This window comes from Haemophilus sp. HN_Hi08 (assembly GCF_049824455.1).
GTDB classification, from domain to species: Bacteria; Pseudomonadota; Gammaproteobacteria; order Enterobacterales; family Pasteurellaceae; genus Haemophilus; species Haemophilus influenzae_D.
This window is the reverse complement of the sequence record NZ_CP187493.1, coordinates 1,010,652-1,027,055: the sequence shown is the minus strand read 5'-3', so window position 1 is coordinate 1,027,055 and position 16,404 is coordinate 1,010,652. Positions and strand designations below refer to the sequence as shown.

At 38.3% G+C, this 16,404-nt stretch carries 16 protein-coding genes; 4 read left to right on the top strand and 12 right to left on the bottom strand.

The window, feature by feature from the left end:
* Positions 1–483: 483 nt before the first annotated feature.
* The 3 genes from metK (at position 484) to ACPT8O_RS05080 (ending at position 3,010) form a co-directional block, all read left to right on the top strand.
* The gene (gene metK, locus ACPT8O_RS05090; protein ID WP_005627231.1) at positions 484–1,638 is read left to right on the top strand and encodes a methionine adenosyltransferase; all 1,155 of its coding nucleotides are present in this window, start codon (positions 484–486) and stop codon (positions 1,636–1,638) included.
* A gap of 294 nt (positions 1,639–1,932) precedes the next feature.
* The gene (locus ACPT8O_RS05085) at positions 1,933–2,448 is read left to right on the top strand and encodes a SprT family zinc-dependent metalloprotease (protein WP_021035432.1); all 516 of its coding nucleotides are present in this window, start codon (positions 1,933–1,935) and stop codon (positions 2,446–2,448) included.
* Between the two features lie 49 nt (positions 2,449–2,497).
* Positions 2,498–3,010, top strand: coding sequence for an opacity family porin (locus ACPT8O_RS05080; protein WP_021035433.1), 513 nt, complete (start codon positions 2,498–2,500; stop codon positions 3,008–3,010).
* 95 nt (positions 3,011–3,105) lie between these two features.
* On the opposite strand, the gene ACPT8O_RS05075 is transcribed toward ACPT8O_RS05080, so the two are convergent.
* The 7 genes from ACPT8O_RS05075 to lpcA all read right to left on the bottom strand — a co-directional run bounded on the left by ACPT8O_RS05075 (position 3,106) and on the right by lpcA (position 9,097).
* On the bottom strand, positions 3,106–4,995 hold the full coding sequence (locus ACPT8O_RS05075) for a YadA-like family protein (protein ID WP_021035434.1): 1,890 nt from the start codon (positions 4,993–4,995) through the stop codon (positions 3,106–3,108).
* Between the two features lie 38 nt (positions 4,996–5,033).
* Complete coding sequence (locus ACPT8O_RS05070; protein WP_228003460.1) at positions 5,034–5,108, bottom strand: ESPR-type extended signal peptide-containing protein; 75 nt, start codon at positions 5,106–5,108, stop codon at positions 5,034–5,036.
* Between the two features lie 457 nt (positions 5,109–5,565).
* Positions 5,566–6,249 carry an arginine ABC transporter permease ArtM gene (gene artM / locus ACPT8O_RS05065; RefSeq protein WP_021035435.1) on the bottom strand — a complete coding sequence of 228 codons (684 nt, stop codon included), beginning with the start codon at positions 6,247–6,249 and terminating at the stop codon, positions 5,566–5,568.
* Positions 6,249–6,914: an arginine ABC transporter permease ArtQ gene (gene artQ / locus ACPT8O_RS05060; protein WP_005670662.1), complete on the bottom strand. Its 666-nt coding sequence runs from the start codon at positions 6,912–6,914 to the stop codon at positions 6,249–6,251. The genes artM and artQ overlap by 1 nt, the downstream gene beginning before the upstream one ends.
* A 3-nt stretch (positions 6,915–6,917) precedes the next feature.
* Positions 6,918–7,637: a lysine/arginine/ornithine ABC transporter substrate-binding protein gene (locus ACPT8O_RS05055; protein ID WP_005670660.1), complete on the bottom strand. Its 720-nt coding sequence runs from the start codon at positions 7,635–7,637 to the stop codon at positions 6,918–6,920.
* 17 nt (positions 7,638–7,654) lie between these two features.
* Complete coding sequence (gene artP, locus ACPT8O_RS05050; RefSeq protein WP_005670658.1) at positions 7,655–8,386, bottom strand: arginine ABC transporter ATP-binding protein ArtP; 732 nt, start codon at positions 8,384–8,386, stop codon at positions 7,655–7,657.
* Positions 8,387–8,512: 126 nt separating this feature from the next.
* Positions 8,513–9,097 (bottom strand): D-sedoheptulose 7-phosphate isomerase, encoded by a 585-nt coding sequence (gene lpcA, locus ACPT8O_RS05045; RefSeq protein ID WP_014550905.1) that lies wholly within the window; start codon positions 9,095–9,097, stop codon positions 8,513–8,515.
* Positions 9,098–9,302: 205 nt separating this feature from the next.
* Between lpcA and ACPT8O_RS05040 the strand changes: the two genes are divergently transcribed.
* Positions 9,303–10,109 (top strand): DNA ligase, encoded by an 807-nt coding sequence (locus ACPT8O_RS05040; protein ID WP_032824126.1) that lies wholly within the window; start codon positions 9,303–9,305, stop codon positions 10,107–10,109.
* Positions 10,110–10,137: 28 nt separating this feature from the next.
* Here ACPT8O_RS05040 and ACPT8O_RS05035 read toward each other — a convergent pair whose 3' ends face one another.
* From ACPT8O_RS05035 to uvrD, 5 genes are all read right to left on the bottom strand, one after another.
* Complete coding sequence (locus ACPT8O_RS05035) at positions 10,138–11,121, bottom strand: peptide ABC transporter ATP-binding protein (protein ID WP_005663823.1); 984 nt, start codon at positions 11,119–11,121, stop codon at positions 10,138–10,140.
* A 2-nt stretch (positions 11,122–11,123) separates the two neighbouring features.
* Entirely contained in the window at positions 11,124–12,116 is a 993-nt protein-coding gene (dppD, locus tag ACPT8O_RS05030) for a dipeptide ABC transporter ATP-binding protein (RefSeq protein WP_021035438.1), read from the bottom strand.
* A 9-nt stretch (positions 12,117–12,125) separates the two neighbouring features.
* Positions 12,126–13,013, bottom strand: a complete 888-nt coding sequence (locus ACPT8O_RS05025; protein ID WP_021035439.1) for an ABC transporter permease subunit — start codon at positions 13,011–13,013, stop codon at positions 12,126–12,128.
* Positions 13,014–13,027: 14 nt separating this feature from the next.
* Complete coding sequence (locus ACPT8O_RS05020) at positions 13,028–14,029, bottom strand: ABC transporter permease subunit (RefSeq protein ID WP_021035440.1); 1,002 nt, start codon at positions 14,027–14,029, stop codon at positions 13,028–13,030.
* An 89-nt stretch (positions 14,030–14,118) separates the two neighbouring features.
* Positions 14,119–16,299: a DNA helicase II gene (uvrD, locus tag ACPT8O_RS05015; RefSeq protein WP_021035442.1), complete on the bottom strand. Its 2,181-nt coding sequence runs from the start codon at positions 16,297–16,299 to the stop codon at positions 14,119–14,121.
* Positions 16,300–16,404 lie beyond the last annotated feature (105 nt).

Here is a 16,404-nt window from a genome sequence, read left to right as displayed (position 1 = left end):
CTTTTCAATTTCTGACCGCACTTTTTGCACCTATTGAATACATATAACAAACGCGTGGACTTATGATTATTCTTGTGTGTAAAAATAAAGCGAACTAACAACAAGCCCAATTACTCTCCACAAATTAATCTTTTCTTAATATAAAACATATATCGTAGGATAAATATGAAAATCAAACTATTCCCCCTATCATCCCCTGCACATTTTACACTCCATTTTCGAAGCAAACTGAAAAATATTCGCTATAGTTGATTTTTATGCTTAAATTTTTAACCACTCTCACTGGATTAGTTAAACACAAGGATATGTAGGATGCAACTAGACACTTATCCACAATTTCTATAAATTAAAATTAATTTTGTGTTTTGAAGTAAACACAATTACAACAACTACCCCATAATACCGCTTGCTTATTAAGCAAAAATGCGTATTATAGCCGTCTATACGTCAATACATCCAAATTTAAAAGATAAGAGAGAAAATATGTCTAGTTATTTATTTACATCCGAATCTGTCTCTGAAGGGCATCCAGATAAAATTGCCGATCAAATTTCTGATGCGGTACTTGATGAAATCCTAAAACAAGATCCAAAAGCACGAGTAGCTTGTGAGACCTACGTAAAAACTGGTATGGCATTAGTTGGTGGCGAAATTACAACCTCTGCTTGGGTTGATATTGAGAATTTAACCCGTAAAGTCATTTGTGATATTGGTTATGAACATTCTGAAATGGGTTTTGATGGCCATTCTTGTGCGGTGCTTAATGCGATTGGTAAACAATCTGCAGATATTAATCAAGGCGTTGATCGTGAAAATCCATTAGATCAAGGTGCAGGCGACCAAGGTATTATGTTTGGTTATGCTACCAATGAAACGGATGTATTAATGCCTGCAGCTATTACTTATGCACATCGTTTAATGGAAAAACAAGCTGAAGTGCGTAAAAGCGGTAAATTAGCTTGGTTACGCCCAGATGCGAAAAGCCAAGTTACTTTAAAATATGAAGATAATAAAATTGTTGGTGTGGATGCGGTTGTGCTTTCTACTCAACATTCTGAAGAAGTTAGCCAAAAAGACTTACACGAAGGTGTGATGGAAGAAATTATCAAACCTGTATTACCAAGTGAATGGCTTTCTAAAGAAACAAAATTTTTCATTAACCCGACTGGTCGTTTTGTTATTGGTGGGCCAATGGGGGATTGTGGTTTAACAGGTCGTAAAATTATCGTAGATACTTACGGTGGTGCCGCTCGTCATGGTGGTGGTGCATTCTCAGGAAAAGATCCCTCTAAAGTAGACCGTTCCGCAGCTTATGCTGCACGCTATGTTGCAAAAAACATTGTGGCAGCTGGTTTGGCAGATCGTTGTGAAATCCAACTTTCTTATGCGATTGGTGTGGCTGATCCAACGTCTATCATGGTCGAAACCTTTGGAACTGGAAAAGTTGCGAATGAATTATTAGTATCGTTAGTGCGTGAATTTTTTGATTTACGTCCTTATGGCTTAATTAAAATGTTAGATTTAATCCAACCAATCTATCGTGAAACGGCAGCTTATGGCCATTTCGGTCGTGAGCAATTCCCTTGGGAAAAAGTGGATCGCGCAGCAGAATTGCGTGTTGCAGCAGGTTTAAAATAATAGGCTTGAATTTTTAGTTTGAAAGGCTTATGTTTAGAAGGTAACAAGATTTCTTGTTGCCTTAGTTGGTTTAGGTTGCTACCAAGCTGGGGAGCTAAAGGACAGCAACAAGAACCCGATAATAATCATTAAGATGATTTTTATCATAAGGCTATCTCCTTTCAGAGTTGTTAAACAAAGCTGATCGAGATTGAGTTACTGCCTGACCCGCCAGTCAGGCAATAACGTACCTGACCAACCACTGTTTATTCTATCATATAAAAGCCGCTTATCTAGCGGTTTTTGCTTTTACCGATGACATCAATAGAGCAAATTCCATTCCATCATTTAAAAATGCAAGTGCAACGCAAATTGAATCAGTCTTTGCTACTTGCAGAGGCTTATTTTAAGCGAAAATTTACAATGCCTGAGGTAAATTATGAGTTGCGTGGCATAAAGGCAGGAGTTGCTTACCTACAAAAAAATGAAATAAAATTTAACCGTACTTTATTGCAAGAAAATACGGATGAATTTATTCGACAAGTCGTGCCACACGAGCTTGCGCATTTGATTGTGTATAAAATGTTTGGTCGCGTAAAACCACACGGGAAAGAATGGCAATTTGTAATGAATGAAATTTTTAAGCTGCCTGCGGATACCTGTCATCAATTTGATATAAAAAATGTGCAAGGTAAAACCTTTGAATATCGTTGTGCGTGCCAAAGCCATTTTCTAAGTATTCGTCGGCATAACAAAATAATGAAAGAAAACATCGAATATTTGTGTAAAAAATGTAAGGGAAAATTAATTTTTGTCGATGAAGACGAATAATTTTGTGATATATTTTTCCAGTTTATCCAATAAATAAAGGAGTTATCCAATGAAAAAATCTTTATTAGCAGTTATTGTTGGTGCATTTACCTTTGCTTCTGTTGCAAATGCGAATATTTATGCTGAAGGCGATGTCGGTTTATCTCGAACCAAAGCCAACGGTAGTAACAATACAAGAGTTGAACCTCGCGTATCCGTGGGTTATAAAGTAGGAAATACACGCGTTGCGGGTGATTATACTCATCACGGAAAAGTTGATGGTGCGAAAATTCACGGTTTAGGTGCATCAGTATTATATGATTTTGACACGAATTCTAAAGTGCAACCTTATGTTGGTGCTCGTGTAGCGGCTAATCAATTTAAATACACCAATCGTGCAGAACAAAAGTTTAAAAGTTCTTCTGATATTAAGCTCGGCTATGGTGTTGTAGCCGGTGCGAAATATAAATTAGATGGCAACTGGTATGCAAATGGCGGTGTTGAATACAATCGCTTAGGTAGTTTTGATAATACCAAAGTTAATAATTATGGTGCGAAAGTTGGTGTGGGTTACGGATTCTAATTTTTAGAATACAAAAATCTTTTATTAAACACTTTAATTTAACGGTGATCGTCTAAGGCGATCACCGTTATTTATTTTTGGATTATTTCAATACGCTAAAACCCAAAACTTACCCCTGTTGCAGCACCCACACCGTTATTGGTATTAGCAGCGCCAGAAAGGCTAATTACCATATTCGGTTTAGGTGTATAACGAACCCCAACTGCAACAGCAGATTGTCCTCGATAAGTACTCGCAGCCGCCCCAACGGTAAAACGTTTTCCTTGCACTGGGTAAATTTGCCCCATTGCCATTGCTGCCGCAATACCCGCACGGTTTTCACGAGTGGTTTTTCGGATTTGTCGATTGATTTCGCCAGTCGCTTGATTTAATCCTTTGATTGCTGCACGAGTGAGATCAGTTTCATTGGCAGAAAGTCCATTTGTTCCATTGTTACCATTTATACCGTGATTAGCGTTAGCTCCATTTTGTCCATTAGCACCGCCTTGACCTGTCGAACCTGCACCACCAGCTTGTCCATTTTGTCCGCTGACACCGCTTTGACCTGATGCGTTGTGATTACCGCCTGTTCCATTATTCGGGGTTTGTGGTTTTTCTTTGGCTGCATTATTCGCTTCAGGTGCTTTTTCTGCCTGAATTAAATGGGCTTTGCCATCGTCGCCTGTTTTAGCATAAAGTTCTAAAGATTTACTCGGATCATCTTTATTGACTAAGGTTAAACGGTCAAATACGGGATTAGTTTTCATTGCAATGCGAATACCGTCATTGTCGTGATAAGTAATCAAGTTGCGATTGCTATACAAATCTGCTTTGTAGCCAACCCCATTCTCGCCCAAAATAGAGAGCGTTTCGCCTACGTGTTTGTAGAAGTTGTGGGTTTTATCCGTGCCAGCAAGACCTTGATTGTCAGAATTAACTGCAAAACGCAAGCCTGCCGATTTCAACTGTGCCAAGTTTACGGCATCAGTGTCCTCCGTCCCTACTGCTACACTAGTAATTTGGCGGGTTATATTTCGATAGTGATTTCCTACAGAAAATGCTCCCGTAGTGCCTCGCCATACTGAAACAATTTTATTTTGAGCTATTTGTTTTTCTTTTAGATTTCCTTCATCTGTAACAAGTTGAGCATCAAGTGCGGTCAGTTTTTTCTCAATTTTTTCGAGTTCTTTTTTATTTTTCTCTGAATCGTTATTATTTGCCGCATCAGATGTCATCGTTATGCTATATTTAGTTTCTAATTCGCTACGACGAGCCTTTAGCTTATTCAAATTTGCTTCAGCTTTTTCTTTGGCTTCTTTGGCTTTCTGTACATCTTCGGCTTTCAGTTTTTGACTGTTTGAACTTGTACTATTCATTTTGTTTTGCAATGTAGTATACGCAGTATTTCGAGAATTAAATGTACTGTTTGCAGCAGGGATTTCTCCCTCGATCAAATTTCGCAATTCTGATAACTCGCTGTATTTTTCTACATCCGTTTTAAATGTCTCTTTTGCCTTATCGATGCCTTCTTGCATAGATTCTGATTCAGTTTTCAATTGTCCTTTTAGGGTATAATAATTGTCTGAGTTTACCTCTGTATATTCAACACCCACCGAGTTTGCTCCTCGATCGGTAATAGAATGCGACCCAAGAGCAACGCCACCGTCAATAGCAACTTGCGAATATTTGCCAATCGCAATAGTAGAAACATTGGATGATGTAGCATTATGCCCCAATGCTACAGCAGAGACATTAGAAGATGTGGCATTTACACCAATGGCGGTAGCTGTTTTATTTGAAGCATTAGCTCCTGATCCAATAGCAATTCCACCACCATTTGCTGCATTTGCATTTACTGAATTATTGTTTACTGTTGTAACATTAACAACTTTGAGCAGCATATCAACTTTTGTATTAAGTTCTTCATATTGTTTCTTAATTTCTTCATTGGTAGGGCTAGCATTTGGATTATCCCCCGCCAAAACCGCACTACTTACCAATGCCATACAAAGTGCGGTTAATTTTACGGATGTTTTTGCAGATTTTACCTTGCCTTTAGCAAGACCACTTGAAAAAAACCTGATGCCCGATTAAAAATAATTCTATAAATATGATTCATACTAACCTCGATTTGATTTTTCGTTTATGTTTACAATAAAAAAGACAAAGAAAACCCCAGCCATGTTTTAACGTTGAAAAACACAGCGAGACTAAAGAATAATGTTTTCTTTAAAATGAAATGGATTTGTGCGATGAAGTGCAGAAAAAAGATATCCACACAACGCAGAAGAGATGTATCGCCTCAGCTTAAAAGGAGTTGTGCCTCTGGCGGAAAGTGCTAGTATTGTTAGTTAGTTTTTTTGTTTTGTTTGTTTGTTTGTTTGTTTGTTTGTTTGTTTGTTTGTTTGTTTGTTTGTTTGTTTGTTTGTTTGTTCATAAAGTCTATCCTTATTATTTGCAATAAAAAATGTTTTTAATTCTACGCTAATTAATATCAAAAATATGTGATCAAGATCACAAAATAGAAATCCCAACCTAGGTTGGGATTTAAAAATCACTAAAAATTTTACCGCACTTTATGCTTTGTTTACTTCAAAACGTTCAAATGCCAATACTTTTTTCTCTAATTTACGTAGTAATAATGTTGCAATGCCTGTGATAATTAAATAGATACCGCCCGCAATGCCGTAAATTGTGATTGCATCATATTCTGTCCCATAAAGTTGGCGAGCGTAACCCATAATATCCATAATCGTAATGGTGGATGCTAATGCCGTTCCTTTAAATACCAAAATAATTTCGTTACTGTAAGAAGGCAACGCACGTTTTAAGGCATAAGGAATTAAAATTTTGAGTGTCTGTAATCGGCTTAACCCTAACGCTGCGCAACTTTCCCATTGTCCTTTAGGAATGGCTTTTACTGCACCGTGAAATAATTGGGTGGAATAAGCTGCGCTGTTTAGTGCTAAAGCTAATACGGCACAGAACCACGCATTGGATAAGACATACCATAATGGGCTGTCAATAATCCATTGAAATTGGCCTGGCCCTGCATAAATTAAAAAGAACTGTACTAACAGTGGCGTGCCAGTGAATAAAGTAAGGTATAAATTGACCGCACTTTTTATCCATTTGTTTTCCATTGAAAGTAAAAAAGTAAGAAATAAGGCTAAAAAGAAAGCAATCAGTAAGGATACGACTGTGAGTAGTAAACTCGTTGGAATCCCTTGTACGATCACGCTTAAATATTCTTGAAACATTATTTCATGCCCCTTTCAAAACGAGTAAAACGCAGCTCTAATTTTCGAATACCAACTTGGCTAATTAATGTCACTGCCAAATAAATTAACGCAGCAATACCATACCAAGTAAAAGGCTGATGTGTATTGGTATTAATCAGATCCGCTTGGTGCATCAAATCGTCCACACCAATTAATGAAACCAATGCCGTATCTTTTAGCAATACAAGCCATTGGGTGCTTAAACCAGGTAAGGCGTGACGCCATACTTGTGGCATAACAATATGAATGAACGTATAGCTTTTGCTTAAGCCTAACGCTGCACCTGATTCCCATTGTCCTTTTGGTATGGCTTGAATTGCGCCGCGTAATGTTTGTGAAGCATAAGCTGCAAAAATAAGAGAAAGCGCAAGCACGCCACAGCCAAATGCACCAAATTCAATGTATTCTCCTGTCAGCATTTCTACTAATTCAGTAGAACCAAAATAGACAAGTAATACAACAATAATTTCGGGTAAGCCACGTAATAATACCACAAATACTGTCATCGGCTTGCCAACAAAACGATTTGCTTCAAGTGCGGCAAAAATTAGGCTTAAAAATAAGCCTAGGATTAATGAACAGACCGCAAGCCCTAAAGTCATTAGAGCAGCGGTAAACATTAAAGAAAGAAAGTCAGAAAACATAAATTATTTTGTCATCCATTTATCATAGATTTTTTGGTATTCACCATTTGCTTTAATTGTAGCTAAACCTTTGTTTAATTGTGCAGCCAAATCTTTGTTTGATTTGTGCATTGCAATACCTAAACCATTACCAAAATATTTTTTATTGGTCACTTTTTCGCCTATAAATTGAATTTCTGGCTCTTTGGAAATTATATCGGCGAGCACGGCGGTATCGCCAAAAATAATGTCAATCCGACCGCTCTTTAAGTCTAAAATGGCATTTTGTAAACTTGCATAGGATTTTGGACTATATTGCTTGGTTTCTGCTACGGTATATTGTTGGAATGTTGTACCATTTTGAACACCTATATTTTTTGCACTTTCTAAGGTTGCTTTGCCTTTAAGAGCAACATAGCTTGCAGAGCTATCGTAATACGCATCAGAGAATAACACTTGTTTTGCACGAGCATCGGTAATATCGATTGCGGAAATTGCTGCATCAAAACGTTTTGCTTTTAAATTTGGAATTAACGCATCAAAGGTTTCGCTCTTGAATTTACAGGTTGCTTGAATTTCTTGACAAATTGCATTTGTCACATCAACATCAAACCCGATAATTTCGCCTTTTGCATTTGTGGTTTCAAATGGTGGATAGGTAGGTTGCATTGCAAAAGTGAGTTCTTGTGCGCTTGCTGCTACGGATGCACCTAATAAAATGGCAGTTAATAATGTTTTTTTCATTGTAAGCTCCTTATTTTCTAGTGAGAAAGATAGTGTTTAAATTGTTCCGTTTTTGGATTTTCAAAGCAATCAGCCGATCCCATTTCGACGATTTTACCTTGTTCCATATAGACGACTTTTGTCGCCACTTTTTGTGCCACATTGACTTCGTGGGTCACAATCACTTGCGTAATGCCAGTTTCTTGTAATTCTTTAATAATATCTACAACTTGCGCTGTAATTTCTGGATCTAGCGCAGCCGTTGGTTCATCAAATAATAGAACTTGTGGCTTCATCATTAGTGCGCGGGCTATTGCAACACGTTGTTGCTGACCGCCTGATAAATGCAATGGAAAGCGATCGGCAAGTTGTTCTAAACGTAAACGTTTTAACAATTCCATTGCATCAGTTTTCGCTTCATTTTCACTCACACCACGCACTTTCATTGGTGCTTCAATTAGGTTTTCAATTACCGTTAAGTGCGGCCAAAGATGATATTGTTGAAACACCATTCCTACATCTTGGCGTAATTGTCGGATTGCTTTGGGATTTGCCATTGCATTGGATAAATTAAATTCATTATTTGCAATACTTAATTCACCAGACTTTGGCACTTCTAACAAATTTAATGTGCGAATTAATGTACTTTTGCCTGCACCACTTGGGCCCAGCAACACAACGGTATCGCCTTCTTCTGCTTCAAGGTTAATATCAAATAACGTTTGTGATGAACCGTAAAAGAAATTGAGATTTTTAACACGAATAGCCATTTTTCTTCTCTATGCTTTATAAGATGAAAAAATATTACATTTTTATGCATAATTATGCAAATGCTATTAATAAAAAATCCCAAAAAAATTTGGGATTTTAAAAACTTGATTGAAATCAACCGCACTTTAGGCTTGTTTTGCCATTTCAAACTCAATTAACATCATTAAAATATGAATGACTTTGATATGGATTTCTTGAATACGATCTGCATAACTGAAATGGGGTACGCGAATTTCAACATCTGCTAATCCTGCCATTTTTCCGCCATCTTTGCCTGTCATCGCAATCACTTTCATTCCTTTTGCTTTTGCCGCTTCAATAGCATTTAAGATATTTTTTGAATTGCCTGAAGTTGATAAACCGAATAATACATCGCCTTTTTGACCCACCGCTTCAACATAGCGTGAAAATACATATTCATAGCCAAAATCATTACTTACACAGCTTAAATGGCTTGCATCTGAAATCGCAATAGCGGGATAACCAGGTCGATTTTCACGATAACGACCCGTTAATTCTTCTGCAAAATGCATCGCATCACAGTGCGAACCGCCATTACCACAAGAAAGCACTTTTCCGCCTTGCTTGAAACTGTTGGAAATTAATAATGCGGCTTCTTGAATTAATTTAATGTTATTTTCATCAGCAATAAATTTGTTTAACACATCTTGTGCTTCCACAAGTTCTGCTTTGATTTGATCTAAATACATTGATTGCTCCTTTTAGCATAAAATCGCGATGGCATTGTATAGCAGATGAAGATTCTTCGCTAGCGTAAATAAAAATTCATCTTTTTTCGATGAAATGATGATTTTTTGCGATTTAGATCGAAAAAATAAGTTTGAATGGTTGGGGATTTTTCAAGATATGTTTATCTTGCGTAAACTTATTAGCCTTTTAATTTTCAAAAACACAATGAAATTTTACCGCACTTTGTTACTTTTCTTGGCGAGTTCTTTTGCTTTTGCTAACTCAGATTTAATGCTTCTTCATACCTACAATAATCAACCCATAGAGGGTTGGGTAATGTCTGAAAAGTTAGATGGCGTACGCGGTTATTGGAATGGAAAGCAATTATTAACCCGACAAGGGCAACCTTTATCGCCGCCCGCCTATTTCATTAAGGATTTTCCGCCTTTTGCGATTGATGGCGAATTATTTAGTGAGCGAAATCATTTTGAGGAAATTTCATCCATCACAAAATCTTTCAAAGGCGAGGGTTGGGAAAAACTTAAATTGTATGTTTTTGATGTGCCTGATGCAGAGGGGAATTTATTTGAGCGTTTAGCTAAATTGAAAGCGTATTTAGTCGAACATCCCACAACTTATATTGAAATTATTGAGCAAATTCCTGTTAAAGATAAAACCCATTTATATCAATTTCTTGCACAAGTCGAAAATTTGCAAGGCGAGGGCGTTGTTGTACGCAACCCCAATGCACCTTATGAACGTAAGCGAAGCTCACAAATTTTAAAATTAAAAACAGCACGAGATGAAGAATGTACAGTCATTGCACACCATAAAGGCAAAGGACAATTTGAAAATGTGATGGGTGCTTTAACTTGTAAAAATCATCGGGGAGAATTTAAAATCGGTTCGGGTTTTAACTTAAACGAACGAGAAAATCCCCCTCCGATAGGATCTGTAATTACTTATAAATATCGAGGCCTTACGAATAATGGAAAACCTCGATTTGCAACCTATTGGCGAGAGAAAAAATAAGCCTATTTATCAGTCTGACAAAATGAATTTAATCAATATGGAAACAAGCGATTAATTTTCCATCAGTATATTGTTCCAAGTGCGGTTGATTTTCACGACATTTTTCTGTCGCTTTCCAACAACGAGGATTAAATGCACAGCCTTTTGGCGGATTAATCGGGCTTGGTAATTCGCCTGTCAGCTTAATACGCTCACGGCGCAAGTTTGGCGACAAACGTGGTGTCGCTGAAAGTAACGCTTTGGTATAAGGATGCTGAGGATTAGAGAAAATTTGTTCTGTCGTCCCTTTTTCAATACAACGACCTAGATACATTACCATCACTTCATCAGCGATATGTTCTACCACAGAAAGATCGTGTGAAATGAACACGTAAGACAAGCCTAATTCATCTTGTAAATCCATCATTAAATTCAGTACTTGTGCACGCACGGAAACATCCAATGCAGAAACAGGCTCATCGGCAACGACAACATCTGGATCTAACATTAAACCACGAGCGATGGCAATACGTTGGCGTTGTCCGCCTGAGAACATGTGGGGATAACGATCATAAAATTCAGCGCGCAAGCCCACTTTTTCCATCATCGATAAAACTTTTTCTCGCCGTTCTTTGGCGGAAAGTTTTGTATTGATGATTAATGGTTCTTCCAAAATTGAACCAATCTTTTTGCGTGGATTTAATGACGCGTAAGGATTTTGGAAAACTATTTGAATTTTTTTACGACGTAGTGCTTTTGTTTCAGAATCATTTTCTAAAAAATTATGCCCTTTGTAATAAAGTTCGCCTTTGGTTGGTTCTTCAATCATTGTCAATAAACGACCTAGCGTTGATTTTCCACAACCTGATTCACCCACGACTGCTAAAGTTTTACCTCGTTCAAGCTGAAAAGAGACACCATCTAACGCTTTTACTTGCTGTGGTTTTGCAAACAAGCCTTTTTTTACAGGGTAATATTTTTTTAAGCCAATCGCATTTAATAATGGCGTGTTTTCTTTTACTTCATTCGTCATTATTAAGCTCCTTGATATTCAACGGGATTGCCTTGCTCGTTCAGCGGAGTATGGCATTTTACTTTACGCGAACCGATCTGATGCAATAGAGGTTCGACTTGGCGACAGTATTCGGTTGCATAAGGACAGCGAGGATTTAATAAACAGCCTGTTGGGCGATCGTATTTTCCAGGGACGACCCCTTGTAATGATTCTAAGCGAGATTTTCCCTCTGCAAATTCAGGTAATGAACGTAACAAGGCTTGTGTGTAAGGGTGTTTTGGCTCGCGGAAAATATCTTTTGCGGTGCCTTCTTCAACGATTTGTCCAGCATACATCACGATAATTCGATCTGCCGCTTCAGCAACAAGCGCAAGATCATGGGTAATCAAAATCAGCGACATGCATTCTTTTTTCTGCAATTCGAGTAAGAGTTCCATAATTTGTGCTTGAATAGTCACGTCCAATGCCGTGGTTGGTTCGTCAGCAATCAATAATTTAGGTCTGCAAGCAATTGCCATCGCAATCATCACGCGCTGGCTCATTCCACCAGACAGCTGATGGGGATAAACATCAATCCGAGATTCAGGATCAGGAATACCGACCAATTTTAAAAGCTCTAAAGTGCGGTCTTTTCTCGCCTTTTTTGTGCCGCCCTCGTGAGTTTTTAACGCTTCCATAATTTGGAAACCCACAGTATAAGCAGGATTCAAACTTGTCATCGGATCTTGGAAAATCATCGCAACATCAGCACCAATAAGCTGGCGTTTAGCTTTACTCTCTAAAGTGAGTAAATCAGTATTTTCAAATTGCAAGGATTCAGCCGATACACGTCCAGGATGATCAATTAATCCCATAATTGCGAGAGAACTCACAGATTTACCTGAGCCTGATTCTCCCACAATGCCAAGCACTTCGCCTTGTGCGACTTGATAGCTAATGCGATCCACTGCTTTAAATGGCGTTTTTTTATCGCCAAAGTGAACAGAAAGTTCTTTTACGTCTAATAATGCCATTCTGTTTTCCTATTGTTTGAGTTTTGGATCAAGGGCATCACGCAAGCCATCGCCCATTAAGTTGAAAGCAAGCACCAAAGATAAAATCACTAAGCCAGGAATTGTAACTAACCAGTTTGCCGCTTGCATAAAACTGCGTGCTTCTGAAAGCATTGTGCCAAGTTCAGGTGTTGGTGGTTTTGCACCAATGCCTAAGAAACCAAGTGTCGCGAGTTCTAAGATGGCATTGGAAATGCCCATTGTCATTTGCACAATTAAAGGGGCTAAACAGTTTGGTAAAATCACAATAAACATAAGGCGTAAAATACCTGCCCCTGCCACTTTAGATGAAGTCACATAATCACGATTTTTTTCATTCATCATCGCTGCTCGAGTTAAACGCACATAGCTAGGAATCGATACCACGGCGATCGCTAAAGTGGCATTGGCGAGTGATGGCTCTAAAATAGAGACGACCACAATCGTCAAAAGTAAGTTTGGAATCGCGAGCATAATATCAATTAGGCGAATGATAATTGTATCTAGCACGCCGCCATAATAACCAGAAATCAAGCCAAGGCTGGTACCAAAGGCGCAAGATAGTAATACGATGATAAATCCCGCAAAGACGGAAATTCGCGTTCCATAAATAATACGCGAAAGAATATCTCGCCCAATATCGTCTGTGCCGAGTAAATAAGCAGGATTACCGCCCTCATACCAAGCGGGTGGCAGTAAAAGTGCGGTACGATTTTGTTCTGTTGGATCAAAAGGTGCAATATAAGGCGCGAGAATGCTGATTAAGGCAACAATCAAAATAAAAATTAAACCAATTAGCGCGCCACGATTTTGTTTGAAGTAAAACCAAAATTCTTGTAAAGGTGTTTTTGGTGCAAAAGTTGAAGGCGTGTCAGACATAATTTCTCCTACAATTAATGACGGATACGCGGATTGACCACGCCGTAAAGTAAATCGACGGTTAAATTTACCACAATAATAATCGTCGCAATAATCAGTACAGAACCTTGTAATACCGGATAATCACGCGCTTGAATGGCATCAATAATCCATTTTCCAATCCCCGGCCAAGAGAAAATAGTTTCTGTGAGAACTGCACCAGAAAGCAATTGACCTACAATTAATCCGACCACAGTGACAACAGGAATTAATGCATTACGCAATGCGTGAACAATAACAATTCGAGTATAGCTTAAACCTTTTGCTTTTGCCGTGCGAATGTAATCTTCGCCTAATACTTCCAGCATTGCAGATCGTGTCATACGCGTAATAATGGCGAGAGGAACGGTGCCTAGGACTATTGCAGGAAGAATTAAGGATTTCACCGCATTTTCGAAGGCACCAGAAACACCTGAAAGCCAGCTATCAATAAGCATAAATCCTGTTGGTGTATCGATCCAAAATTCATTATCTAAACGTCCACCTTGCGGTAAACCGAGTTGTGGTGAAACGTATAAAATTAAAATCAATCCCCACCAGAAAATCGGCATAGAATAACCTGTGAGCGATGCAGTTGTAACGGTGTGAGAAATCCAACTATCTTTTTTTACCGCGGCAATCGTGCCTAAAATTATTCCACCTAATAATGACCAAAATAACGCAAAAAATGCTAATTCAGCGGTAGCAGGAAAAAGCGTAAAAAATTCACTAAGAACAGGTTGTTGAGTGCGGAACGATGCACCGAAATCCCCTTGAATTACATTGCCAATATAGCGGAAATATTGCTGATAAAGAGGTAAATCTAAACCCAATTGGTGCATCATTTGTTGATGTACTTCTGCCGTTAAGCCACGTTCACCCATCATTATTTCCACAGGATCACCAGGAATAAAATGCACAAGGGCAAAGGTAATAAAAGTAATGGCAATAAAAGTAGGGATCACCATTAAGATTCGTTTGAATACAAATTTAAACATTCCATCACTCGTAGATAATAAAAGTGCGGTAAAAATTCACCGCACTTTTCAAAGAAATTAATCGGTAAAAAATATAATACTCTTGAATTCTACCGCACTTTTTCCAATGTTGCCAAATGCACAATCAACCATTTAATGCCTTGAGCTTGGAACGCTATTTGTAAACGTGTGTTATTTTCAGATCCTTCCACATTAATCACTGTGCCGAAACCAAATTTTTCGTGTTTAACTTTTTGACCCATTTTCCATTCATTTTCGACCGCACTGGTATTCGACAATGAACCGACTTTTGCTAGGTTCATCGCACGCGTGACTGTCCCTCGTAAACGAATTTCTTGGATACATTCTCTCGGTAATTCTGCGATAAACCGTGATGGCAAATGGCGTTCTTCTTTGGCATATAATCGACGGCTTTCCGCATAAGAGATGGTCAGTTTTTTCTGTGCGCGAGTAATACCGACATAAGCTAAACGACGCTCTTCTTCTAAACGTCCGGGTTCTTCAAAAGAACGAAAACTTGGGAATAATCCTTCTTCTACGCCCACCATAAATACACGAGGAAATTCTAAGCCTTTCGCAGAGTGCAACGTCATCATTTCTACACAAGATTGATGCGGCGAGGCTTGTTCTTCGCCAGCCTCTAAGGAAGCGTGCGTTAAAAAGGCAGTGAGTTCGGTCATTTCTTCCGCATCATCAGGTTTGATAAATTCACGGGTTGCGGTAACTAATTCTTCCAAGTTTTCAATACGTACTTCGCCTTTTTCGCCTTTTTCTTGTTGATACATTTCATATAAGCCCGAATGTTTAATCACAAAATCAGTTTGTGCGAAAAGCGGCATTTCTGCGGTATCAAGTTGTAGTGAATTAATTAATTCTTGGAAACGTAATAAGGCTGTTGAGGCTCGCCCTGCCAACATATTTTCTTGTGTTGCGACTTGTACTGCTTGCCATAAGGTAATTTGGCGTTCACGTGTTAAGTTACGCAATATATCTAAAGTGCGGTCGCCAATGCCACGGGTTGGCGTATTAATTACACGCTCAAAAGCCGCATCATCTTGACGATTATTAATCAAACGAAGATAGGCTAACGCATCTTTAATTTCTTGACGTTCGAAGAAACGCATACCGCCATAAATACGATATGGAATTTGACAACGAATTAAGGCTTCTTCAATAACCCGTGATTGGCTATTACTACGATAAAGTACAGCGCAATCATCAAGTTTTCCGCCATGTTCTACCCAATCCTGAATTTGTGAAGCGACAAATTTTGCTTCATCTAATTCATTAAAGGCAGAATAGATGCCCACAGGATCGCCTTTCTCACCCTCTGTCCATAAATTTTTACCAAGACGATCACTATTGTTTGCAATTAATTTATTTGCGCTGTTTAGGATATTGGCTGTAGAACGGTAGTTTTGTTCAAGGCGAATTGTTTCGGCTTTGAAATCTTTCAAGAATTTTTGGATATTTTCAATTTGTGCGCCACGCCAACCGTATATAGATTGATCATCATCGCCTACGATCATGACTTTGCCTGTTTTTCCAGCAAGAATTTTAATCCACTTATATTGAATTTTATTGGTGTCTTGAAACTCATCCACCAAAATATGCTGAAAACGTTGTTGATAACGTTGCAAAATTAATGGTTTTTTCTCAAATAATTCATAGACCCGAATTAATAATTCAGCAAAATCGACCAACCCTGCGCGATCGCAAGTGTCTTGATAGATCTGATAAATTTTAATCCATTCACGTTCTTGGCGATCATTAAAATCTTCAATATCATTTGGTCGCAAGCCTTCATCTTTTTTGTTATTGATGTACCAACAAGCCTGTTTAGGCGGAAAAGCTTTTTCATCAAAATTATGTAATTTTAATAATCGTTTAATTAAACGAAGTTGATCTTCTGAATCTAAAATTTGGAAATCTTGTGGCAATCCCACATCTAAATGATGAGCTCGCAACAAACGATGAGCAATGCTATGGAAGGTGCCAATCCACATACCAAATAATTGATGTTGTGCGTGTTTAGCAAGGGTAGATTGAATACGATGACGCATTTCTGCTGCGGCTTTATTGGTAAAGGTCACCGCCATAATGCTGCCTTCAGAAATATTTTCGACCGCAATTAACCAAGCAATACGGTGCGTCAATACACGCGTTTTGCCCGAGCCTGCACCAGCTAGCACTAAGTGATTACCAAGAGGAGCAGCTACGGCTTCGCGTTGTTTATCGTTAAGTCCGTCAAGTAATTCAGAAATATCCATGATGAAATTTTTATCTGTTCAAATTTACAGGAATTATAAGTCTAATTTTTTTATATCACAATCAAGAAAATCATAAACTTATCCGACTTTACAAAAATAGTATTA